Here is a 20,460-nt window from a genome sequence, read left to right as displayed (position 1 = left end):
TTACTGCTCCTTTAGAGCGTTGCATATTTCCTCACCCCAGTGAGAAAGGGCGATTACGTAATCTTCATCTGGTAGTGGGTTCATTATGAGCACTTTTGCTCCGACTTCTTTTGCTATGAGCTTTGGAACTTTTTTGTCTGCGAAGGTTTCACCTATTACTAACCTTGCGTGTTTCTCTTTTGCTTCCTTTATGACTTCCTGGAGTCTTGCAGGCGTTATCTGTTCCTCTGGCGTTCTTGCTACTTCTATAACGTTCATTCCAAAGGTTTTAAGTAAAGGTTCCCATACCGGATGGTAGATGACAACCGTTGAATGCTTCGCGCTTCCCAGGCACTTAGAGATTCTTCCTAAGAGCTGGTCTATCATCGCTGCGTAGTCTTCTGCTCTTTTGTCGTAATAGGTTTGGCGGTTTGGATAAAACTTTACCAGCCTGTGTGCCACTTCAAAGTAAACGTCTTCCATAAGAACTGGATTCATCCATATGTGGTATCCGGGTTTTTTGAGGAATGGATATTTCTTTTCAAAGAGTTTCCCGATGTTAAAGACTTTGTTTTTATCAACGTTTTTAATAGCCCAGTTATCAAGTCCAAGTCCGTGGATGATTACTAAGTTGGCTTCCTGCAGCTTTTTCACGTCGGAAGGTTTGGGTTCGTAACCGTGAGGTGATTCGCCGCCTTTAAGGATGGAAAAGTATCTGAAATCGCCACCACCAATGTATTTTGCAACGCTTTTCCATACAGGAATGGAGCTGACTATTAAAGGTTTGTGTTCATCTGATTTGAAACAGGAGAAAACAAAAATTGCCACGGCGATTAGAGCTGCTATTTTTTTCATTGTTCTGACCTCCTTTAAAACAAGGATATTCTATATCAATCTTGGTTTTGAGGCAAATTGATATTGCGCTGTAACGTGGCTATGGGGAAGTTGCTAAAATATTGTGCTGTATGTGGGGAGGTTTTGAGCTTGGACAGAGAAGAAAAGAAAATAGAAGCTTTAAAAGAACGTTTAAAACTTTATTCAGAGATATTGAGGAATTTGGTTATCTTGCTTATTGCTGTTGCAGGTGGAACTGTTGGTTTACTATTTAAATTTTCCAACCCTGTAGTTATTCTTCGGGGATACTGTTTGGAATATTTCGTTTGGTAATTACCATAAAAGAGTGTTTGCAGGAGTTAGAGAAATGGGAAAGGAGCTGATTGTTTCAGTTGTAGTCTCAGTCATTTTAGGAATTACTGTTCTTTTGACTGTTTATGCCCTTGTTTGGATAACTAAGGAAAGTTCTGTTAGTAGAAGCAAATAAGTTGTTTAATGTTAGAATTTCCATTACATAATCTTTTCTTGGGAGAGTTCTTATGCTTAACAGAAAGCCTGCCATTTTAGCCCTTGAGGATGGGACTTACTATAAAGGTTACAGCTTTGGTGCTGAAGGTGAAACTGGCGGAGAGGTTGTTTTTACGACTTCTATGACGGGATATCAGGAGATAATTACAGACCCATCGTTTAAAGGACAGATAGTTACGATGACCTGCCCGCTGATAGGAAACGTCGGTGCGAACAGAGAGGACGTTGAATCTGACGGACCGAAAGCGGAAGGTTTTATAGTGAAAGAGATTTCCGAAATTTATTCCAACTGGCGAGCAGGGAAATCCTTTGAAGACTATTTAAAAGAATACGGCGTTGTAGGGATATGTGAAATAGATACGAGAGAATTGACTAAAAAGCTCCGCTCTGCAGGAACGATGAGGGGCGTTATATCTACAGTTGACTTGGACGTTGACAGCTTGATAGATAAAGCCCGTTCTCTGCCTAAAATGGAAGGGTTAAACCTTGTTGATGAAGTAACCTGCAAAGAACCTTACGAGTGGGAGCTTGGAACGTGGCAGTTGGGAGAAGGTTATCCTGAAAGGGAAAATCTCAAGTATTCTGTTGTCGTTCTTGACTTTGGCATCAGATATAACATTCTGCGCAATTTAGTAGATGTGGGAATAAAACCGATAGTTGTTCCTGCACATACTCCACCTGAAGAGATTTTGAAGATGAACCCTGATGGGATTTTCCTTTCCTGCGGTCCGGGAGATCCTGCTGCTGTTACCTATGCCATTGAAACCATCAGATATTTGATTGCAACTTACAGAAAGCCGATATTTGGGATATGTTTGGGTCATCAGTTAACGGCTTTGGCTTTGGGGGCTTCAACGTATAAGTTGAAGTTCGGACACAGGGGAGCCAACCAGCCTGTGAAAAACAAGAAGACTGGTAGAGTTGAGATAACCGCCCAGAATCACGGTTTTGCCGTTGATGAGGCGACGCTTCCTGATGACCTTGAAGTAACCCACTACTCTTTAAACGATGGAACGGTTGAGGGGTTAAAGCATAAAACCAAACCGTTGTTTACCGTTCAATATCACCCGGAAAGTTCGCCGGGTCCTCACGATTCAAGGTATCTCTTTAGAGAGTTTGCGAAACTCATTTCCGATTACAGGGGGAGATAGTTTTTGAATGATTTATGACGTTATAGTTTCCGGCGTTGGTCCTGCCGGTGCTGCGTTTTTGAAGCAGTTAGAGGGTAGCGGTCTTAAAGTTTTGGCGCTGGAAAAGGAAAGGTTTCCGAGAAAGAAGCTCTGTGCAGGTGGTTTAACTCCTAAAGCTTATGCGCTTATCAATAATCTATTTGGCGGCGTTGATAGAGTTGTCAGGTGTAAAGTTTTCTCTTTTCATCTTTTCAACGGAAGCGATGAGGTAGTTGTCAGCAGTTCTCAGCCCCTTACCTATCTGACCGACAGGGAAGAGCTTGATAACTTCCTCTTTGAAAAAGCAAGCGGTATTTTTGAGATTCATACCGGTGAACCTGTTGTTGACGTTGAGTTAGAAGAAGATATGGTAAAGGTAATTACTGATAGAGGTAGTTATTGGTGCAGATGCCTGATTGCTGCTGACGGCGCAAACAGCAGGATTGCCAGAAAATTGAAAGTAAAGAGGAAGTTCGGATTTACGTATGAGGGTGATTTTGATTGTAAGTGGAATAAAGAGATAGTTATAGACTTTACCGATTTTGAGTGGGGGTATTACTGGCTTTTTCCTAAGGGTGATTTCGTTACTGCAGGATTGGGAGAGTTTAAAAATTACAGGGACTTAAGGAAGCGATTTGCGTTTTTTAACAGGAAGCACGGCATAAAAGATAATTCTTTTTATGAGGGTGGATTTCCTATTCCCGTTGGTCAGAAGAAGAACGACGTTTTAAGGAATAGGGTAATTTTTTTGGGTGATGCAGGAGGTCTTGTTGACCCGCTTACGGGGGAAGGGATTTACTACGCTGTAAAGAGCGGCGTTTACGCTGCTGAAGTTGTTAAGAAGGTTTTTGAAGACGGGAAGTTTGAGAATTTGTCAGTTTATAAGCGGTTGATTGATAAGGATATGGGAAGTGAGTTCTGGTGGGCGAAAGTGGTGGGGGGGATTTTTTTCCACTTTAAAGGACTAAATTTTTACCTTGTGCGAAAGAGCAGGGAGATAGGGGAATTAACCGCCAAACTGCTTTCAGGTAAGATAGGGTATAAGGAAGCAGTTAAAACGTTTTTCAGGCTTGCTCCTAAAGTTTTATTGAGGTGATAGATGCTACAGGTTTCAATTAAAAGAGGTAGAGAAAAAAGGATAAGAGGGTTTCACCCGTGGGTTTATAAGAACGATATTCTTTCATTTTCCAGGAAACCAAAACCCGGTGAACTTTGCGTTGTTAGAGATTATAAGGGTGCTTTCTTAGCAAAGGGTTATATAAATCCTGACAGTTACATCGCCATCAGAATACTTACGTATAAGAAAGATGAAGAGATTGATTTAGAGTTCTTTAAAAAGAGAATAAGGGAAGCGTTTGAGTATAGAAAGAGCTTGATTCCTGAAGATACTACGGCTTTCAGGCTTGTCCATTCTGAAGGTGATTACCTTCCCGGTTTGATAGTTGACAGTTACGACGGTTATTTGGTTATTCAGGTTACCACGTTGGGGATGGAAGTTTTAAAACCTTTTGTTGTAAAGGCTTTGGTTGAAGAAGTAAAACCCAAAGGAATTTACGAAAAATCCACCGTCCCCACCCGCCAGCTTGAAGGTCTTCCGTTGGTTGAACAAACCCTCTACGGAGACATACCGGAAAGAGTCGTTATCAAAGAGAACGGCATAAAGTTTAACGTTCAGATTATCGGCGGTCAAAAGACCGGTTACTTCCTTGACCAGAGAGAGAACAAGCTTCTCTTTGCCAGAGAGTTTGTAAAAGAGGGAGACAGGGTTTTAGATGCATTTTGTCACTTAGGTGGATTTGGAATTCACGCTGCCGTGATAGGAAAGGCAGGAGAAGTTGTTGCCGTTGATAGCTCTCAGCTTGCGCTTGACCTTGCGAAAGAGAACGCCGAGCTAAACGGCGTGGGAGATAGGTTTAAGTTCGTTAAAGGCGATGCTTTCAAAGTTTTAAAAGAGATGCAGCTTTCAGGGGAAAAGTTTGATTCCATAGTCATAGACCCACCAGCTTTTGCAAAGAGCAAAACGGTTGTTGAGCAGGCAAAGAGGGGCTACAAAGAGCTGTTTTTAAGAGGCTTAAAGATGCTCAAACCCGGCGGCAGAATAGTTGTCTGTTCCTGTTCTCACCACATAACGCCGCCGATTTTAGAAGAGATTCTTCTATCTGCAGCTTACGATACCAGAACGCCTCTGAGGGTTCTATATACAACTTACCAGTCAAAGGACCATCCTTTTGTCCTTCAGATACCAGAGTCGCGATACCTGAAATGCATATTCGCCAAATCGTTTGAGTGGCAGGTGTAGGAGGAAAGATGATAAGAAAGGCAGTAATTCCCGTAGCGGGGCTTGGAACGAGATTTTTACCGGCGACAAAGGCGCAGCCTAAAGAGATGCTTCCTTTGGTTGATAAGCCTGTAATTCAATACATAGTTGAAGAAGCGGTAGAAGCGGGGATAAAGCAGATAATTTTCGTTACCGGAAGGCATAAGAGAGCGATAGAAGACCACTTTGACAGAAACTTAGAGCTTGAGAGGGCTTTAGAGGAAAAGGGTAAGCTTGAACTGTTGAAAATGGTAAAAGAGATTTCTGAATTAGCTGACATTATCTATATACGTCAGAAAGAGCCGCTGGGACTGGGGCATGCCATTCTAACGGCGGAACCGGCGGTTGGTAACGAGCCGTTTGCCGTTCTTTTAGGTGACGACGTTATGGTTTCTGAACCGCCTGCCATAAAGCAGCTTATGGATGTCTTTGAAAGGTATAGATGTTCCGTTTTAGGCGTCCAGGAAGTTGCGAAGGAAGATGTCAGCAAGTATGGAATTATTGGCGGCAGAGAGATAGAAAGCGGAACGTTCAAGGTTGATACGCTGATAGAGAAACCGGCTGTTGAAGAAGCGCCTTCCTGCTTTGCCATTACCGGTAGATACATACTCACGCCAGGCATATTTGACGCTCTGAGGAGAACACCTAAAGGCAGGGGCGGAGAGATTCAGCTTACAGATGGTATAAATATCTTAGGTGAAAGGGAAGCTATATATGCCAAAGTTATGGAAGGCAGGAGATACGATACAGGTAATAAGCTCGGATTTTTAGAGGCTACCGTTGACTTTGCACTTGAAAGGGAAGATTTAAGGGAACCGTTCCTTGAGCTATTGAAGAGAAAACTAAAAGAACAGGAGTAAAAACGATGGGAGAAATGGTTCAAAATAAACAGATGGGAGAGATGAAGTTTCCTGAAGAGCTTCCTGTTCTTCCTTTGAGGGATGTCGTTGTTTTTCCGATGATGATTGCGCCTCTTTTCGTTGGAAGACCGTTCTCCCTCAACGCGATAGAAGAAGCTTTGAAGGAGCATAAACTCATCTTTTTAGTGACCCAGAAGGACAAAGAGATTGAAGAGCCTACAAGGGAAGACCTTTACGACGTTGGAACTGTTGCCGTCATTTTAAAAGCGATGAAGATGGGCGACGGCAGGGTAAAGATTCTGGTTCAGGGTCTGGGAAGGGCAAGGTTAAAAGAGCTGAAGTTTGAAGATAACCACTTTAAAGCTGTGGTTGAACACCTTTTGGAGGGCGAATACGTTCCTCAGACTCTGGAGGAAGAAGCCTTAGTTAAGTTGGTTAAAGACCAGATAGAAAGAGTAGTTGCCTTAGGTAAGCAGATTCCACCTGATATGGTAGCGATACTCCGTTCTATAGAAGACCCCGGCAGACTTGCAGACCTTATAGCCGGTCAGCTTGACCTTTCTACGGAAGAGGCAATAGACATTCTTTCAACCGTTGACCCTATTGAGAGACTAAAGAAGATAAGCGAGAAATTGGAGCATGAGATAAAAGTTCTTGAGATTCAGGAGCTTATAAGGACAAAAGCCCGCGAATCTATGGAAAAAGAGCAGCGGGAATATTTCTTACGCCAGCAACTCAGAGCTATCAGGAAAGAGTTAGGAGAAGAGGAGGAAAAGAGCAAGGAGATTGAGGAGTATAGAGAAAAAATTAAAAAGGCGAAGATGCCGAAAGAGGTTGAAGAGTCTGTTTTAAAGGAACTTTCGCGACTTGAGAAGATGCACCCTGAATCTGCAGAGGCTGCCGTTTTAAGAACCTGGATTGAATGGATGATAGAGCTTCCGTGGAATAAGAGAACGAGAGATAAGCTTGATATAGAAAGAGCCAAGAAGATACTTGATGAAGACCACTACGACCTTGAAAAGTTAAAAGACAGAATTCTTGAATACCTTGCCGTTAAATCTCTCATAAAGAAGAGGAGAAAGAAATCTCGCGAGGTTAAACAGCCTACGATTTGTTTTGTGGGACCCCCGGGTGTCGGTAAAACCTCTCTTGCCCGCTCTATTGCGAGGGCTTTAGGCAGGAAGTTTGTGAGGATTTCCTTGGGCGGCGTGAGGGATGAAGCTGAGATAAGAGGTCACAGGAGAACTTACGTTGGTGCTATGCCCGGCAAAATCATTCAGGCTTTGAGAAAGGCAGGAACGAAGAATCCTGTAATACTTCTTGATGAAATAGACAAGATGGCATCTGACTTCAGGGGTGACCCTGCAGCAGCGCTGCTTGAAGTTCTTGACCCTGAACAGAACAGAGAATTCGTTGATAACTACATCAACCATCCTTTTGACCTTTCAGAAGTTCTGTTCATCGCAACAGCCAATACGCCTCATACTATACCTGAACCTCTGTTTGACAGGTTAGAAGTTCTTAACATCCCCGGCTATACGGAACAGGAAAAGCTTCAGATAGCTCTGCGCTACATAGTTCCAAAACAGATGAAGAATCACGCTTTGACGGAAAAGGATATAGAGTTTACGGAATCCGGTATTCTTCACATTATCAGGCACTATACCCGTGAAGCGGGAGTCAGAAACTTAGACAGGAAGATAGCTGCCATCTGCAGAAAGGTGGCGCTGTGGATAAGTGAGGGTAAGGAGAAAAAGTATAAGGTAACGAAAAAGCTTGTAGAGAAAGTTTTAGGAGCGCCGAAGTTTATTCCTGAACTTGAACTCGGCGAGGACGAAGTTGGTGTAGCTACGGGGCTTGCCTGGACGCCTGTTGGCGGTGACGTTCTGTTTATAGAGGCTGTTGTCACGAAAGGGACGGGAAGGTTAATCCTGACGGGGCGTTTGGGCGACGTGATGAAGGAGTCTGCACAGGCTGCGCTGGGCTTTATTAAAGCTAACGCTTCTAAGTATGGGGTAAAGAAGGACTTTTCAAAGATAGACATTCACGTTCACGTTCCTGCCGGTGCAATACCGAAAGATGGACCTTCTGCTGGAATTACCATTGCAACTGCCATGCTCTCTGCACTTACCGGCAGAAAGGTTAAGAAAGAAGTGGCTATGACCGGTGAAATTACTTTAGGCGGCAAGGTGCTGCCTGTTGGTGGATTAAAAGAGAAAATATTGGCGGCGCTGCGTTACGGAGCTAAAACCGTTGTTCTTCCGGAGAAGAACAGGGCAGAAGTTATGGAAGAGCTGCCGGAAGAAGCCAAGAAAAAGGTTAAGTTAGTTTTCGTTGATAGGATTGAACCTGTTTTTGAACTTGCCCTTTATAAGAAGGGAAGCAGGAAGAAGTGAATGAGTTAGAAAGAACCGGTTTGAGAAAAGAATTAGTAGAGCAGATTGTTAAGGTTATTTTGAAACACGACAAACCGAAGAGGGTTATTCTTTTCGGGTCACGGGCGAGGGGGGATTTTTCATCTGTTTCGGATATAGATTTAGCTGTGGAGGGCGTTGAAAACGCTGCTTTGATTAGAGAAATTTTAGATGAAGAGGTTGATACGTTATTAAAGTTTGACGTTGTTGATTTGAATAAGGTTCCTGATTATCTGAAGGAAAAGATAGAAAAAGAAGGGATAGTCCTTTATGATGAGGAAAGAGAAAAAGTTTAAGAATTTTTCCGATGCGCTTGAGAGGTTGAGAGAAGCGGTTGAGAGTGCCGAAACGGAGCTTGAGATAGATGGAGCCATTCAACGTTTTGAGTTTACCTTTGAACAGGCTTGGAAGGCGCTAAAAGCATTTTTGGAAGATGAGGGGATTGAGTGCAGGTCGCCAAAGGGTTGTTTAAAGGAAGCTTACGCTGCCGAGTTGGTAGAGAATGAAAAACTCTGGCTTCAAATGTTGTCAGACAGGAATACCTCTTCTCGTCTTTATAGTTTTGAAACTTCCAGAGAAATTTTTGAAAGGGTGAAAAGGTTTTATTTGGGGGCTTTTGAAAGGCTTTTTCAGACTCTTGCCGATAGGGTTGGAGATTGACTGTAAGAATTGTAAAGACAGAGGATGGTTCCTTAACGTTTTTCTCTGAGAAGTTTAAAGAGCCGTATCATTCCGTTACTGCCGGAGCTTTCAGGGAGGCTGTAGAAAAGTTTTGCGTTCCTGCTAAAGTTTCTGAAAAAGTAAAGGATAGGGGGCGTTTTAACCTTTTTGATTTCTGTTTTGGGTTGAGTTACAACACCGTTGCTTTTTTGGATACGGTTTTTAGAGAAAATCCTGAAGCAAGGGTAAGAATAGTTGGAGTTGAAAGAGATATAAGGGTTATAGAGAATTCTCTGAAAATCCCCTGGCACCGCTTTGAGAAGTGGAAGTGGGTTTTAAGGGAAATTTTGAAGAACAGGAAGGTGGAGGGTGGATTTTTAACGCTAAACTGTTTTATTCCACAGGTTTCCGTAAAAGTCTTTGTGGGTGAAGCAAGAGATTTCCTGAAACGTTTTGCTCAGCGATATATTGAGTTCGCAGACGCCATCTTTCACGACCCATTTTCACCCAAAGTAAATCCAGAACTGTGGACCTACGAGGTTTTTCTTTTAGAAAGAAAAATCTGTAAAGAAGACGGAATATTAGTTACCTATTCAACCTCTTCAGCGGTTAGAAGAGCTTTAATGATGGCAGGTTTCGGTGTGAGGAACGGCGTTGTTTTAGGTAGAAAGACACCTTCTACTGTTGCTTCTCCACTTTTTGAAACAGAAGAAAAAATAAAAAGGAAAAAAGCAGTTCCGTATAGAGACCCAGATTTACGTGATTCTCCTGACCTGATAAAGAACAGAAAAAAGGGATGTGAATATCTTATTGGAAAACAAGCAGTTTTTGAATGCCTATTCTGAAAATCTGGCGGAAAAGACCTAAATTAAAAAGTAGAAAATAAACAACATGGAGGAAACTATGGGAGGATACGTTCCCGCAGGCAGAAAAGAATACGTTTGGGAGAGTGATAACCCTTACTACGAAAAGAAGAAATACCCAGAACCAACTGTGTGTGAAGAGTGTGGAGCTGTTTTTAAGAACGGTAGATGGCAGTGGCCCGAGCAGTTAAAAGAGCCGCTTTCTAAAGAGGTTAATAAGGCTTTATGCCCTGCATGTAGACGTAAAAGGGATAAGTATCCGAGTGGTTTTGTATATCTTTCCGGTAAGTTCTTTGAAGAACATAAAGAGGAAATTCTTAACAGAATAAAGAACGTTGTTGATGAGGTTATGTCTTTAAGACCGCTTCAGAGGATTTTATGGATAGAGGAGAAAGAAGATGGAACAACCGAAATAGCAACTACCAGTGAACACCTTGCAAGGCATATAGGAGAAGCAGTTAATAAAGCATTTAAAGGAGAGTTTGAAGTTAAGTATAACGAAGGTGAAAAGTTAGCAAGAGTTTTCTGGCATAGAGATTGAAATAAAAAAAACGGGCAGGTTCGCAAACCTGCCCGCCAATTCTCTTCTGTAAGAATTAACCAGCAAGTGGGTTAGCGTAGAGAAGGATAAGTGCGATAACGAGACCGTAAATAGCAAGAGCTTCAATAATAGCCAGACCGATAAACATTGTAGTTGTTAACTTACCAGCCATTTGTGGGTTTCTTGCCATTCCTTCACAAGCACCTCTTACAGCTTGACCCTGTCCAGCACCTGCACCACCTGCTGCAGGACCAATAGCAAGACCAGCACCAATGGCGGAAAGACCAAGAATGAGTGCTTTTCCGGATTCACCGCCTTCTCCAGCTAATGCTGGTAAAGCTCCAACTGCAAGAAGGAAAAGTGTGAAGAGAATGCTCTTCAAAGAAGCCTTCTTCATCAGTAACCTCCTGTTTCTCTATTTTAATAACCTACGTGCTCCTCTTCGTGTTCTTCTATTGCTGTAGCGATGTAAACTACTGTAAGGATACAGAAGATAAACGTTTGCAGGATACTGTTAGCGAATACTATGAACTCACCTGCTACTGGAACTAAGAATGGAACAAGCATAAGAGCAACTAAAACGACCATTTCGTCGCCAAACATGTTTCCGAACAAACGGAAAGAGAGCGATAATATACGTGAAAGGTGAGAAACGACTTCTATTGGGAACATTATCGGTGCCATCCATGGAACTGGACCTGCAAAGTGCTTGATATAGTTGATGAGCCCATGTTTTTTGATACCCTCGTAGTTGTAGACCAAGAAAGAAATAATAGCTAATGCCAGCGTCGTGTTGAGGTTAGCTGTAGGCTGAACGAAACCAGGTATAAGTCCCATTAAGTTACCGATTAAGATGAACATGGCAAGTCCAGCTATGAGAGGGAAGAACTTTCTTCCGTAGCTTCCCATTGCATCTTCAAGGGTATATACGATGAATGAGGTTAAAGATTCAAAGACAAATTGGATTCTGTCTGGGAATTTACGTAAATTTCTGCCTAATATGTACGCGAAAACTAAAACAACAGCCATCATAAGCCAGGTCATAGTAACGAAATCAGGTACACCAACAATCTTTATGATGCTTCCTTCCATTCTCCTCTCTCCCTGCTGTGTTTTAGAGTTGCAATAAAAAGCCCTACTGTAGCTGTTACGACCGCCAGAATTATAGCAAAGAAGTTTATACGAGTAAATAAAGAAATGCTTATTAAAAGTAATCCCGTTATTATCAAAAAGCGCCACAGAAAGCCGGTTTTCGGATAAATTCCTTTTAAAACGTGATAAGGTACTGATTTGGAATACTTCATCAACAAGTAATAGTCAATAACAGATAGTAGAAAACCTACTATAAAGGATAGTAAGAACGTTTTGTCAAAATTTAGTATGAATAAAAAGAGAAAAACTGCTGAAAATAGAAAAAGTTCTATCCATATTAGCTTCTTAATGAAACGTTCAAAATAGCTTAAATCTACTTCTTTCACTTTGCTACCTTTTTAAGTTCCCTGTAAAGGTTTTTCAGTCCTGCAGCAAATCCTATCAGCAACCAAAATATTGTCATTAGAGGGAAAGTTTTCAACCACTTGTCAAGATAATAGCCAATTACTAATCCAATAATGATGGAGAGGGCGAACTGCACCCCCACCATCATGTAAGAAGTTCTTTCTATGTAGTCTTTAAGTTTACCCACGCTTTTTGTCCTCTTTTAAAGCAAATTAGCAGCTTCTTTGAAAGCAACTTCTGCAGCTTTGATGGTCTTTTCTATATCCTCTTCTGTGTGGGCTGTTGACATAAATGCAACTTCAAACTGAGAAGGTGCAAGGTAAACGCCCTGTTCTAACATCTTTCTGAAAAAGACGGCGTAGGCTTCGGTATTTGAGGTTAAGGCATCTTGATAGTTCTTGACGTCCTTATTGGTGAAGTAAACGATAGAGATACTTTCTATCTGTTTGAAGCAGAGTTTGTCGTAAATGCCTGCTTTCTTTGCGGCTTCCTTTAAACCTTCAGATAGTTTGTTTGTTTTTTCTCTGAGGCTTTCGTATACACCTGGCTTTTGCAGTTCTTCAAGAGTTTTGATACCTGCAATCATTGCAAGAGGGTTACCTGATAGCGTTCCTGCTTGATAAACAGGTCCTTCCGGTGCGAGATAGTCCATTATTTCCTTCTTTCCACCAAAAGCACCTACTGGTAGTCCACCACCGATAATTTTTCCAAAGCAGGAGAGGTCTGGAGTAATATTGAAGTACTGTTGAGCGCCACCGGGGGAGAGTCTAAATCCGGTTATTACTTCGTCAAATATGAGGACTATGCCTTTTTCTGCAGTCAGTTCTCTAACTTTTTCAAGATAACCTTCTTCTGGAATTATAAGTCCTGCATTTGCCATCACCGGTTCCATGATAACAGCTGCAACATCATTACCGACTTCATCTATAACTTTTTTTAGAGCGTCAATATCGTTGAATGGAACGGTAATTGTGTGTTTTGCAAAATCTTCTGGAATGCCAGGACTTGTAGGAACGCCGAAAGTTGTAAGACCAGAACCGGCTTTTACAAGGAGAGCGTCAACGTGACCGTGGTAACCGCCTTCAAACTTTATGACTTTATTTCTTCCTGTATATCCTCTTGCCAATCTGATAGCTGACATTGTTGCTTCGGTTCCTGAGTTGACCATTCTCACCTTTTCAACGGAAGGAACCATTTCAACAATCATTTTTGCTAATTTAACTTCTAATTCTGTGGGGGCGCCGTAGCTTGTTCCTTTTTCAGCCTGTTCTTTTATGCCTTCAACTACAGACGGGTGTGCGTGCCCTAAAATCATTGGTCCCCAGGAGCAGACGTAATCTATGTATTCGTTGCCGTCAACGTCCCAGATGTGAGAACCTTTCGCTTTTGCTATAAATCTGGGGGTATCACCTACAGATTTAAACGCTCTTACAGGACTGTTAACTCCACCTGGTATGTACTTTTTCGCTTCTTCAAAGAGTTCTTTTGAGCGTCTAACGTTCATTGATTTCCTCCTGTATTATAGATTTCCTTTAGTTGAAGGGATTCCGGTTTCTCTGCTGTTTATTTCAACAGCCATTCTTAGAGCTCTTGCAACGCATTTAAAGGTTCCTTCAGCCATGTGGTGAAGGTTTAGTCCGTAGTGGCAGTTAATGTGTAGGTTGCACATGCAGGAAAAGGCAAAAGATTTCCAGAATTCTCTGAAAAGGTCAAACTCTATTCCATTGAGGGTTGCATTTTGAGGGAAGCCTTTATAAACGAAGTAGGGTCTTCCGGAAAGGTCAACGGCAGATGCAATTAGGGTTTCATCCATAGGTAGAGTGAAAAAGCCGTAGCGGTTAATTCCCTTTTTATCGCCTAATGCTTTTTTAAAAGCTTCTCCTAAAACGATGCCAACGTCTTCTATTAGATGGTGGTGGTCAACGTCTACATCTCCTGTGGCTTCTACCTCAAGGTTGAATAGGGAGTGTTTTGAGAATAGTTCAAGCATGTGAGTGAGGAACGGAATGTCGGTTTTTATTTCATAAACGCCGTTGCCGTCCAAGTTTATCAGTATTTTCACAGAAGTTTCCTTTGTTGTCCTTTCTATAACGGCTTCTCTCAATTTTTCCTCCGCTATTACTCTTTAAAACCTGCAGGATAAGAGCCTAAAATTTTGAAGAAACTGCAGTGTTCTTTGAGTTCATCAAGAGCTTTGGCTACTCTGTCTTCTTTTCTATGACCTTCTATGTCAACGAAGAATACGTATTCCCAGGGTTTTTTCTTTGTAGGACGGGATTCTATCTTTGACAGGTTAACGTCGTATACAGCAAAAGGCTGTAAGGCTTTAAAAAGAGCGCCTGCAACGTGTTTTGTGCTGAACATTACGGACGTTTTGTCTCTTCCTGAGGGGAATTCTGAATCGTTCTTTCCTATAACTAAAAATCGGGTATAGTTTTTTGAAAGTTCTTGAATGTTTTTGGCTAAGATGTTGAGGTCGTAGAGGAGAGCAGCTGCTTCACTTGCTATTGCTGCAGTTCCTTCCTCTTTGCTTGCTATTTCTGCAGCTTTTGCTGTACTTGAAACCTCTTCTATTTCTACGTGGGGTAGATTTTCAGATAACCACTTTCTCGCCTGTGCTATAGCGTGGCGGTGGGAAAGAACTCTTTTTATTTTAGATAATTCGGGTTCTTTGCTCATAAGGTGTAAGTTTACTGAAACGAAGATTTCGCCGCTTATTTTAAGGTCTGTGTCTAAAAACATATCTATTGTGTAGTTTACGATACCTTCTATAGAGTTTTCTATTGGGACAACGCCGTAGTCAACTCTTCCTTTATCAACTTCGTCAAAAACTTCGTTTATAGAGTCCATTGGTCTTAAATCTGAAGATGTTCCGAAGTGGCGTAATGCTGCTAAGTGGGTGAAGGTCGCTTGAGGTCCTAAAAATGCAACCTTTGTTGGTTCTTCTAAAGCTCTGCAGGCGGAGATTATTTCTCTAAATATTGCTCTTATGCTTTCTGGTGGTAGAGGTCCCTGATTGAGTTCTTCAAGGTGGGAAAGAATTTTGGCTTCTCTACCTGGAACGTAAAAAGGGAGTCCTTTTTTCTTTTTAATTTCGCCTACTTCTTGGGCTAATTTTGCCCTTCTATTTAAAAGGATTAACAGCTCTTTATCTATTCTGTCTATTTCTTCTCGTAGTTCTGAGAGGTTTTTCATTTTTTCTCCGAGAGGGTTTGGTGTTAATAATTATAGGGAATTTTACTTTCTTTTAAGGATTTTCTTGAGTTTTTCTGAGATAGTGTCTACGGCTTTGACTATTTCTGGGTCAAAAAGTTTGTCTTTCCCAGCGTTTTCTTTCAAATAGGAAAGAACATCTTCAAAAGAGTAGGCTTTTTTGTAAGGTCTTTCTGTCGTCATGGCTTCTATAACGTCGGCTACGGCTACAATTTTTGCGGGTAGAGGTATTTCGTCACACTTTAAGCCTTCTGGATATCCGGAGCCATTACACCTTTCATGGTGATATAAAACTATAGGGAGAACGTCACGGAGTTCTTGTATTGGGCTGAGAATTTTGTAGCCAATTATTGGGTGTTGTTTTATTTTTTCGTACTCTTCGGGAGTTAGGGGTTCTGGTTTGTTTAGTATGGAACAGGGAATACCTAATTTGCCTATGTCGTGTAAAATGCCGCCGATTTGCAGGTTTCTTATCGTTTCTTCTGGTAATCCGAGCGTTTCACCGATTTCTACTGCTATTTTGGCTACTCTTTCGCTGTGACCTTTTGTCCATGGAGACATAGCGTCTATAGCGTTTGCAAGGGCAAGTATTGTGGACATAAAGAGGTGTTCACCTTTTTTCCTTTCGGTTACAGATAATAGGGCGGAGTCAATGATGTTTTTTACAATGTCTTTTATCTCGTTCCAGCAGGGGACGTCACCTTCAAGGACGATGTAGGTGTGGGGATTTTCCTTTAGTTTTATAACCTTTTGACCTTTTTTGATGGGAGGTGGGGTATAGTCTCTGACGAATTTGACGTAATCTAACTTTAATTCGTTTTTGAGTATAGAAGATACTTCATTGAAGAAATCAAGGACACCAGAAGAGTTTGCAGAAGCTTTTAGTATTTTTGTTGTTAGGTTTAGGAGTAATCTATCTATTTTTCTTTCTTTCTCTATTTCATCGTACATCTCTTTTATTGAGTCTGTAAGAGAGGTGAGTTCATCATTTTCTGTTTGTGTTGTGAGCGTTTTGATGCCTTCCTTTTTCCAGGACTTTACAGAAGAGACAATGAATTTAATTCTGCTTTTTAATAAGTGAATATTGAGTAAAACAAGGAGAATCATAGCTATAAAGAGAACGAGTTCAAACTCCAGGAAAGTTTCTTTTATATTCTTTAGCTTTGTATATAGTCTTTCTGTGGAGTAAGCAATTTCAAGATTTAAAGGTACAGGGTTGGTTTTTATAAGTTCTTTTTTCGTTAGTATACATGGTCTTTCTAAGAAGTCTTTTGTGCACCAAGGTAGTTTATTCCAGTTTTCCTTTTCTGCTTTTATCAATGGAGATGATGGGGAGAATTCGTATATACGTAGATAGAGAGCGTCAGGTTCTTTTTGCAAAAAGTAAGAAAAGAATTTATATAGATAGAAGTAATCGTAGTCTTTTATTTCTACATTGCTTGTTCCTTTTATTAACTGAAATTCCGCATTTACTCTAATTAAAAATTCTGTTTTAAGTTGTTGTTTGAAGAGTTGAGTTACGTATGTTCCAAGTATAACGAAAATTAAGATTGTAATTAGTGTAAAGAATAAAAAAACCTTACCTGATATGGATTTAACGGGAAATTGCATTAGAAAGCTCCACAAGCCTTGAACGATGGGTTATTTCTCTATTTAAGAAAAACTGAAAATCATCTCGGTACTTTGAGGATTCTTTTAAATCTAAGATTTGTTGGTATAGTCTTATGGCTGCTTCTTCTCCACTTATATCTTCTTCTAACAACTGTTTTAGATTTTTACCTGTTTGAGGTGGCCACATGGCCACTGTTGGAGTCGCCCCTTCTTTTATAAGAATTTCAGTTATCCTTCTTGCGTGGTATATCTCATCTCTCATGTTTGAGAGTAGAACATTTTTAATTTTTTTCTGATTGATTAACCCAGCGTGATTAATGTATTGGATAATTGCTCCGTATTCGTGGGAAATTGCTAAATTACAAAGGTTAATGAAAGTTGTAGTATTAAATATCTGTTCGGCAGGGGCTTTTACGGGTATTACAAAAGAAGTTAGGCTACCAAAAAGGATTTTTAAGATTTCTCTTCTTTTCATTTTCCCCTCCATTACCAGGAAGAACACTTAGGTACGTAGTTAAATTTTATTATATTGCAACTCTAAACGGATAGGTTATATTTCTGCTTTGATAGTGAAAGTTCAATTTGAGAGGAGGAATAATATGCCAATATATGAATTTAAGTGTGAGGATTGTGGGAAAGAGTTTGAAAAATTTGTTGTTTCTTTCTCTCAGATTGATTCTGTGAAGTGTCCTGAATGTGGTTCTAGTAACGTTAAGAAGAAGGTTTCTGCCTGTTCTGTGGGAGGTTCTTCCACTTCTGCTGGAAGCTGTACAGCGTTTGGCTGAGGCATTTAGTCAGGCGGAGTTTCCGCCTTCTTTATCTCTTCCAACAGCCTTTTTTCTTCTTCTGTTAACTTTCCCTCTTTAAGAAGGTTCTCAATAACTTGGGGTTTTTTCTTTAGCGTTCTTTTGAGAGATTCTCTCTTTCTCCACTCCTCTATCTTCTTGTGGTGTCCTGAAAGCAGAACTTCGGGAACCTTTAGTCCTCTGTATTCTGCAGGTCTTGTGTAGTTGGGGTAACCCAACAATCCTCTGTCCATAAAAGAATCTGCTTTCAAACTTTCTTTATTCCCCAAAACTTCTGGTATGAGCCTTATTATTGCGTCCATCATTACCATTGCAGGAAGCTCGCCGCCGGTAAGAACGTAATCTCCTATGGAAACTTCTTTGTCCACGATTGTTTTTACTCTTTCGTCAACGCCTTCGTACCTTCCGCAGATTATCAAAAGGTGTTCTTTTTTTGAGAGTTCTACTGCCATTTCCTGATTGAAGGTTTCTCCCCAGGGTTCTGTGAGGATTACAAAAGGTTTTCCGAATTTTTTAGAAATATCGTCGTAAGCTCTGAAAATGGGTTCTGGCTTTAAAACCATTCCGGGACCGCCGCCGTAAGGAACGTCGTCAACCACTTTGTGTTTATCGTAGGCGTAATCTCGGATGTTTATAACATTTACCTTGACCTTTTCAGACTGAACGGCTTTGCCGATTATTCCTTCTTTGAGAAAACAGTCAAAAAGTCCGGGAAGAACTGTGAGAACGGAAATTCTCATTCTTCCATACCTTCAAGCAGGGAAACGACTATCTTCTTGTTTTTCAAGTCTATCTCTTTTACAAACTGCTCTATAAACGGAATCAGGATTCTTTTTCCATCAGTTTTTTCTACTTCTAATACGTGACTTGCAGGCTGTTCAAGTATCTCGGCAATCTTACCTATTTCTCTTCCATCTTCTGTTATAACTTTGCAGCCTAAAAGGTCGGAGAAATAGTATTCGCCTTCTTCTAACTCTACCTGGTTGCTTTTATCTATCCAGATTTCGCTTCCGATTCTCTCTTCTGCAGCTGTTCTGTCGTTTACCCCTTCAAACTTTATTATGTAGAGGTCTTTGTAGGGTTTCATTGATTCTATCTTGAGGTTTTCTTTCTTTGTTCCTCTGTAAATAGGTATCTCTTTTAGCGATTCCATTTGCCTTTCAAATACATCGGATTCTGGTTTAACTTTTACGTCTCCCTTTACGCCGTGAACGCCAACGACTTTTCCTATGAGGACGTCGTTTTTGTGGTCAAAAACTCTCTTAACGCGCCTTTCAAGGATTGCTTTAACGCCTTTCTTTTTCATCGTTCCCCTTTTAATCCCCCCGAGAGGGGGGAGAGGTTACTTGTAGTTTTCAATGGCTTTTTTAATCATCTCTTTGGCAACGTCGCTGCCTTTGAACTCTTTGACCTTTACCCACTTACCGGGTTCTAAGTCTTTGTAGTGTTCAAAGAAATGTTTTATCTCGTTTAGTGTGGCTTCCGGTAAATCGTTTATTTCTTTAACGTTTGTGAATGTAAGGTCAAGCTTGTCAACGGGAACTGCCAATATTTTTTCGTCCTGTCCGCTCTCATCTTCCATCACTAAAACGCCGATGGGTCTGCATCTAATTACGCTTCCCGGAACTACAGGCTGTCTTGAGATTACTAAAACGTCAATGGGGTCGCCGTCATCTGCTAAAGTGTTTGGAACGAAACCGTAGTTTGCTGGATAGAACATTGGTGTGAAGAGGAATCTATCTACGAAGATAGCGCCGCTCTCTTTATCTACTTCATACTTGATGTTAGAACCCTGTGGGATTTCTATTACTGCGTAGATATCTTCTGGTGGGTTTTTGCCGGGGGGGATTTTTTTTACGTCCATAACCTTCCTCCTAATGAAAAATTTTATGTTGCTATTATACTCTAACAACTTATGAGGAGTTTTTATGGCGGTTCGGGAGGAAGGTAATTAGTGGCGGGGACGACGGGACTCGAACCCGCGACCTCCGGCGTGACAGGCCGGCGTTCTAACCAGAGCTGAACTACGTCCCCGAAAAGTGGTGGGCGGAACAGGGATCGAACCTGTGACCTCCAGCTTGTAAGGCTGGCGCTCTCCCAGCTGAGCTATCCGCCCAATTGACGATTGGAAATATAGGAAATACCATTTTTATTGTCAAGACTTCAGAACGTTATTGGAGAAGAAAAATGGAGAGAGTTGAAGCTTTGAAAAAAATCCCCCTCCTCTCCCCCCTCACCGACTCCCAGCTCTCAAAAATTGCATCTATTTCAGTTGAAAAGCTGTATCCTGCCGGCAGTGTCATATTTACTCCTGGAGAATCTGCAGAAGGTTTTTACGTTTTAAAGAAAGGAAAAGTAAAAATTTTCAAAACTCAGAGAGGCAAAGAGCAGATAATAAAGATATTTTCAGAACCTGCCTTTTTCGGGGAAGCAGCAAGCTTTACAGGGGGTAAATTCCCCGCTTGGGCGGAAGCTATAGAGGACTCAGAAGTTATATTTATTCCAAGAAGTGCGTTTATCTCCATAATGAAAGAAGACCCCGATATAACCTTGAAACTTATGTCCGTAATGGCGAATAGGCTGCTCTACCTTACTAATTTAATAGAGAGTTTATCGTTGAAGAACGCCCTTTCAAAGGTGGCTGCGTACATACTGAGAAATCAGAACGATGGAAAATTAACCTTTAAAACGAACCTTGCAGCTCTTGAGTTGGGTTTGACTAAAGAAACGGTTTCCAGAATGCTTTCTAAACTTAAATCAATGGGGGCGATAGAGAAAGACGGTAACGTTATCAAAATAAAAAACCTTCAACTGCTACGGGAAGTTGAGTAGAAGAAACGTTCTTTTAATTCGTGTCTTAACCAGTCTAACGGCGCGTAAACAATCATTCTTGGACCGCTGAACTTCATTACTTCTTTAATTTTTCTTCTCATCGTTTCTTCGTAACAATGAACGGGACATTTTTTACAGGAGGGTTTCTGTTCACCAAAAGGACATAAATCCAATCGTTTATAGGCGTAGCTGAGTAACTCTGCACAATCCTTACAAAGATTTCCCCTTTCTCTTCCATGTTTTTTCCAGCAGTAGATTTCAATCATCTTTTTTATTGTCTCTTTCTCTTTTTCTATCTTTGATGGCATTATTCCTCCGTTGAAACAGAAAAAGCCC

General features: G+C 41.1%; 26 protein-coding genes and 2 tRNA genes. 12 read left to right on the top strand and 16 right to left on the bottom strand.

Annotation, left to right across the window (positions count from 1 at the left end):
• A complete protein-coding gene (locus QOL23_RS07135) occupies positions 1-834 on the bottom strand; it encodes a metal ABC transporter substrate-binding protein (RefSeq protein WP_283400897.1) in 834 nt (277 codons plus the stop codon).
• Between the two features lie 129 nt (positions 835-963).
• Here QOL23_RS07135 and QOL23_RS07130 point away from each other — a divergent pair, with 129 nt between their 5' ends.
• From QOL23_RS07130 to QOL23_RS07085, 10 genes are all read left to right on the top strand, one after another.
• Positions 964-1,146, top strand: a complete 183-nt coding sequence (locus tag QOL23_RS07130; RefSeq protein ID WP_283400896.1) for a hypothetical protein — start codon at positions 964-966, stop codon at positions 1,144-1,146.
• A gap of 206 nt (positions 1,147-1,352) precedes the next feature.
• Entirely contained in the window at positions 1,353-2,492 is a 1,140-nt protein-coding gene (gene carA, locus QOL23_RS07125; protein ID WP_283400895.1) for a glutamine-hydrolyzing carbamoyl-phosphate synthase small subunit, read from the top strand.
• Positions 2,493-2,499: 7 nt separating this feature from the next.
• Complete coding sequence (locus QOL23_RS07120) at positions 2,500-3,606, top strand: geranylgeranyl reductase family protein (RefSeq protein WP_283400894.1); 1,107 nt, start codon at positions 2,500-2,502, stop codon at positions 3,604-3,606.
• A 3-nt stretch (positions 3,607-3,609) separates the two neighbouring features.
• On the top strand, positions 3,610-4,809 hold the full coding sequence (locus tag QOL23_RS07115) for a class I SAM-dependent rRNA methyltransferase (protein WP_283400893.1): 1,200 nt from the start codon (positions 3,610-3,612) through the stop codon (positions 4,807-4,809).
• A gap of 8 nt (positions 4,810-4,817) precedes the next feature.
• On the top strand, positions 4,818-5,687 hold the full coding sequence (galU, locus tag QOL23_RS07110) for a UTP--glucose-1-phosphate uridylyltransferase GalU (protein ID WP_283400892.1): 870 nt from the start codon (positions 4,818-4,820) through the stop codon (positions 5,685-5,687).
• A gap of 5 nt (positions 5,688-5,692) precedes the next feature.
• Positions 5,693-8,083 (top strand): endopeptidase La, encoded by a 2,391-nt coding sequence (gene lon, locus QOL23_RS07105; RefSeq protein WP_283400891.1) that lies wholly within the window; start codon positions 5,693-5,695, stop codon positions 8,081-8,083.
• A complete protein-coding gene (locus tag QOL23_RS07100) occupies positions 8,080-8,397 on the top strand; it encodes a nucleotidyltransferase family protein (protein ID WP_283400890.1) in 318 nt (105 codons plus the stop codon). The genes lon and QOL23_RS07100 overlap by 4 nt, the downstream gene beginning before the upstream one ends.
• Positions 8,375-8,761, top strand: coding sequence for an HI0074 family nucleotidyltransferase substrate-binding subunit (locus tag QOL23_RS07095; RefSeq protein WP_283400889.1), 387 nt, complete (start codon positions 8,375-8,377; stop codon positions 8,759-8,761). The genes QOL23_RS07100 and QOL23_RS07095 overlap by 23 nt, the downstream gene beginning before the upstream one ends.
• Positions 8,758-9,606, top strand: a complete 849-nt coding sequence (locus QOL23_RS07090) for a tRNA (5-methylaminomethyl-2-thiouridine)(34)-methyltransferase MnmD (RefSeq protein ID WP_283400888.1) — start codon at positions 8,758-8,760, stop codon at positions 9,604-9,606. Before QOL23_RS07095 ends, QOL23_RS07090 begins: the two co-directional genes overlap by 4 nt.
• Positions 9,607-9,664: 58 nt before the next feature.
• Positions 9,665-10,165, top strand: coding sequence for a BCAM0308 family protein (locus QOL23_RS07085; protein WP_283400887.1), 501 nt, complete (start codon positions 9,665-9,667; stop codon positions 10,163-10,165).
• A gap of 55 nt (positions 10,166-10,220) precedes the next feature.
• Here the strand turns inward: QOL23_RS07085 and atpE are convergent, their stop codons facing one another.
• The 9 genes from atpE to QOL23_RS07040 are packed head-to-tail and all read right to left on the bottom strand — an operon-like array spanning position 10,221 to position 16,961.
• Positions 10,221-10,562, bottom strand: coding sequence for an ATP synthase F0 subunit C (gene atpE / locus QOL23_RS07080; RefSeq protein WP_283400886.1), 342 nt, complete (start codon positions 10,560-10,562; stop codon positions 10,221-10,223).
• 23 nt (positions 10,563-10,585) lie between these two features.
• Positions 10,586-11,257, bottom strand: a complete 672-nt coding sequence (atpB, locus tag QOL23_RS07075; RefSeq protein ID WP_283400885.1) for a F0F1 ATP synthase subunit A — start codon at positions 11,255-11,257, stop codon at positions 10,586-10,588.
• Positions 11,239-11,643: a hypothetical protein gene (locus QOL23_RS07070; protein WP_283400884.1), complete on the bottom strand. Its 405-nt coding sequence runs from the start codon at positions 11,641-11,643 to the stop codon at positions 11,239-11,241. Before QOL23_RS07070 ends, atpB begins: the two co-directional genes overlap by 19 nt.
• Positions 11,640-11,849 (bottom strand): AtpZ/AtpI family protein, encoded by a 210-nt coding sequence (locus QOL23_RS07065; RefSeq protein ID WP_283400883.1) that lies wholly within the window; start codon positions 11,847-11,849, stop codon positions 11,640-11,642. The genes QOL23_RS07070 and QOL23_RS07065 overlap by 4 nt, the downstream gene beginning before the upstream one ends.
• Positions 11,850-11,864: 15 nt before the next feature.
• The gene (gene hemL, locus QOL23_RS07060) at positions 11,865-13,166 is read right to left on the bottom strand and encodes a glutamate-1-semialdehyde 2,1-aminomutase (RefSeq protein WP_283400882.1); all 1,302 of its coding nucleotides are present in this window, start codon (positions 13,164-13,166) and stop codon (positions 11,865-11,867) included.
• Positions 13,167-13,181: 15 nt separating this feature from the next.
• On the bottom strand, positions 13,182-13,766 hold the full coding sequence (hisB, locus tag QOL23_RS07055) for an imidazoleglycerol-phosphate dehydratase HisB (protein WP_283400881.1): 585 nt from the start codon (positions 13,764-13,766) through the stop codon (positions 13,182-13,184).
• 14 nt (positions 13,767-13,780) lie between these two features.
• On the bottom strand, positions 13,781-14,857 hold the full coding sequence (gene pheA, locus QOL23_RS07050) for a prephenate dehydratase (RefSeq protein ID WP_283400880.1): 1,077 nt from the start codon (positions 14,855-14,857) through the stop codon (positions 13,781-13,783).
• Positions 14,858-14,899: 42 nt separating this feature from the next.
• Positions 14,900-16,486, bottom strand: coding sequence for an HD-GYP domain-containing protein (locus QOL23_RS07045; protein ID WP_283400879.1), 1,587 nt, complete (start codon positions 16,484-16,486; stop codon positions 14,900-14,902).
• The gene (locus QOL23_RS07040; RefSeq protein ID WP_283400878.1) at positions 16,470-16,961 is read right to left on the bottom strand and encodes a ferritin-like domain-containing protein; all 492 of its coding nucleotides are present in this window, start codon (positions 16,959-16,961) and stop codon (positions 16,470-16,472) included. The genes QOL23_RS07045 and QOL23_RS07040 overlap by 17 nt, the downstream gene beginning before the upstream one ends.
• 124 nt (positions 16,962-17,085) lie before the next feature.
• Here QOL23_RS07040 and QOL23_RS07035 point away from each other — a divergent pair, with 124 nt between their 5' ends.
• Positions 17,086-17,271 (top strand): FmdB family zinc ribbon protein, encoded by a 186-nt coding sequence (locus QOL23_RS07035; protein ID WP_283400877.1) that lies wholly within the window; start codon positions 17,086-17,088, stop codon positions 17,269-17,271.
• A 5-nt stretch (positions 17,272-17,276) separates the two neighbouring features.
• Here QOL23_RS07035 and trmD read toward each other — a convergent pair whose 3' ends face one another.
• From trmD to QOL23_RS07010, 5 genes are all read right to left on the bottom strand, one after another.
• Positions 17,277-18,032: a tRNA (guanosine(37)-N1)-methyltransferase TrmD gene (trmD, locus tag QOL23_RS07030; RefSeq protein WP_283400876.1), complete on the bottom strand. Its 756-nt coding sequence runs from the start codon at positions 18,030-18,032 to the stop codon at positions 17,277-17,279.
• The gene (gene rimM / locus QOL23_RS07025; RefSeq protein WP_283400875.1) at positions 18,029-18,598 is read right to left on the bottom strand and encodes a ribosome maturation factor RimM; all 570 of its coding nucleotides are present in this window, start codon (positions 18,596-18,598) and stop codon (positions 18,029-18,031) included. The genes trmD and rimM overlap by 4 nt, the downstream gene beginning before the upstream one ends.
• A 36-nt stretch (positions 18,599-18,634) precedes the next feature.
• Positions 18,635-19,156, bottom strand: a complete 522-nt coding sequence (gene ppa / locus QOL23_RS07020; protein WP_283400874.1) for an inorganic diphosphatase — start codon at positions 19,154-19,156, stop codon at positions 18,635-18,637.
• 91 nt (positions 19,157-19,247) lie between these two features.
• Positions 19,248-19,326, bottom strand: a tRNA-Asp gene (locus QOL23_RS07015).
• Positions 19,327-19,332: 6 nt separating this feature from the next.
• A tRNA-Val gene (locus QOL23_RS07010) sits at positions 19,333-19,408 on the bottom strand.
• Between the two features lie 71 nt (positions 19,409-19,479).
• On the opposite strand from QOL23_RS07010, the gene QOL23_RS07005 reads away from it, so the two are divergent.
• A complete protein-coding gene (locus QOL23_RS07005) occupies positions 19,480-20,124 on the top strand; it encodes a Crp/Fnr family transcriptional regulator (protein ID WP_283400873.1) in 645 nt (214 codons plus the stop codon).
• Here the strand turns inward: QOL23_RS07005 and QOL23_RS07000 are convergent.
• Positions 20,100-20,432: a nitrous oxide-stimulated promoter family protein gene (locus tag QOL23_RS07000; RefSeq protein WP_283400872.1), complete on the bottom strand. Its 333-nt coding sequence runs from the start codon at positions 20,430-20,432 to the stop codon at positions 20,100-20,102. The genes QOL23_RS07005 and QOL23_RS07000 overlap by 25 nt on opposite strands.
• Between the last annotated feature and the right edge of the window lie 28 nt (positions 20,433-20,460).

Source organism: Desulfurobacterium pacificum (assembly GCF_900182835.1).
Classification (GTDB): domain Bacteria; phylum Aquificota; class Aquificia; order Desulfurobacteriales; family Desulfurobacteriaceae; genus Desulfurobacterium_B; species Desulfurobacterium_B pacificum.
This window is presented reverse-complemented; position numbering and strand designations above follow the sequence as displayed.

Coding starts and splice junctions, on each gene's coding strand:
- pheA (WP_283400880.1), bottom strand. CDS start 14,857: ATGAAAAACCTCTCAGAACTACGAGAAGAAATAGACAGAATAGATAAA.
- lon (WP_283400891.1), top strand. CDS start 5,693: ATGGGAGAAATGGTTCAAAATAAACAGATGGGAGAGATGAAGTTTCCT.
- atpE (WP_283400886.1), bottom strand. CDS start 10,562: ATGAAGAAGGCTTCTTTGAAGAGCATTCTCTTCACACTTTTCCTTCTT.
- QOL23_RS07040 (WP_283400878.1), bottom strand. CDS start 16,961: ATGAAAAGAAGAGAAATCTTAAAAATCCTTTTTGGTAGCCTAACTTCT.
- QOL23_RS07120 (WP_283400894.1), top strand. CDS start 2,500: ATGATTTATGACGTTATAGTTTCCGGCGTTGGTCCTGCCGGTGCTGCG.
- QOL23_RS07045 (WP_283400879.1), bottom strand. CDS start 16,486: ATGCAATTTCCCGTTAAATCCATATCAGGTAAGGTTTTTTTATTCTTT.
- QOL23_RS07000 (WP_283400872.1), bottom strand. CDS start 20,432: ATGCCATCAAAGATAGAAAAAGAGAAAGAGACAATAAAAAAGATGATT.
- QOL23_RS07135 (WP_283400897.1), bottom strand. CDS start 834: ATGAAAAAAATAGCAGCTCTAATCGCCGTGGCAATTTTTGTTTTCTCC.
- carA (WP_283400895.1), top strand. CDS start 1,353: ATGCTTAACAGAAAGCCTGCCATTTTAGCCCTTGAGGATGGGACTTAC.
- QOL23_RS07005 (WP_283400873.1), top strand. CDS start 19,480: ATGGAGAGAGTTGAAGCTTTGAAAAAAATCCCCCTCCTCTCCCCCCTC.
- ppa (WP_283400874.1), bottom strand. CDS start 19,156: ATGGACGTAAAAAAAATCCCCCCCGGCAAAAACCCACCAGAAGATATC.
- QOL23_RS07115 (WP_283400893.1), top strand. CDS start 3,610: ATGCTACAGGTTTCAATTAAAAGAGGTAGAGAAAAAAGGATAAGAGGG.
- galU (WP_283400892.1), top strand. CDS start 4,818: ATGATAAGAAAGGCAGTAATTCCCGTAGCGGGGCTTGGAACGAGATTT.
- QOL23_RS07035 (WP_283400877.1), top strand. CDS start 17,086: ATGCCAATATATGAATTTAAGTGTGAGGATTGTGGGAAAGAGTTTGAA.
- hemL (WP_283400882.1), bottom strand. CDS start 13,166: ATGAACGTTAGACGCTCAAAAGAACTCTTTGAAGAAGCGAAAAAGTAC.
- atpB (WP_283400885.1), bottom strand. CDS start 11,257: ATGGAAGGAAGCATCATAAAGATTGTTGGTGTACCTGATTTCGTTACT.
- QOL23_RS07095 (WP_283400889.1), top strand. CDS start 8,375: ATGAGGAAAGAGAAAAAGTTTAAGAATTTTTCCGATGCGCTTGAGAGG.
- trmD (WP_283400876.1), bottom strand. CDS start 18,032: ATGAGAATTTCCGTTCTCACAGTTCTTCCCGGACTTTTTGACTGTTTT.
- rimM (WP_283400875.1), bottom strand. CDS start 18,598: ATGAAAAAGAAAGGCGTTAAAGCAATCCTTGAAAGGCGCGTTAAGAGA.
- QOL23_RS07085 (WP_283400887.1), top strand. CDS start 9,665: ATGGGAGGATACGTTCCCGCAGGCAGAAAAGAATACGTTTGGGAGAGT.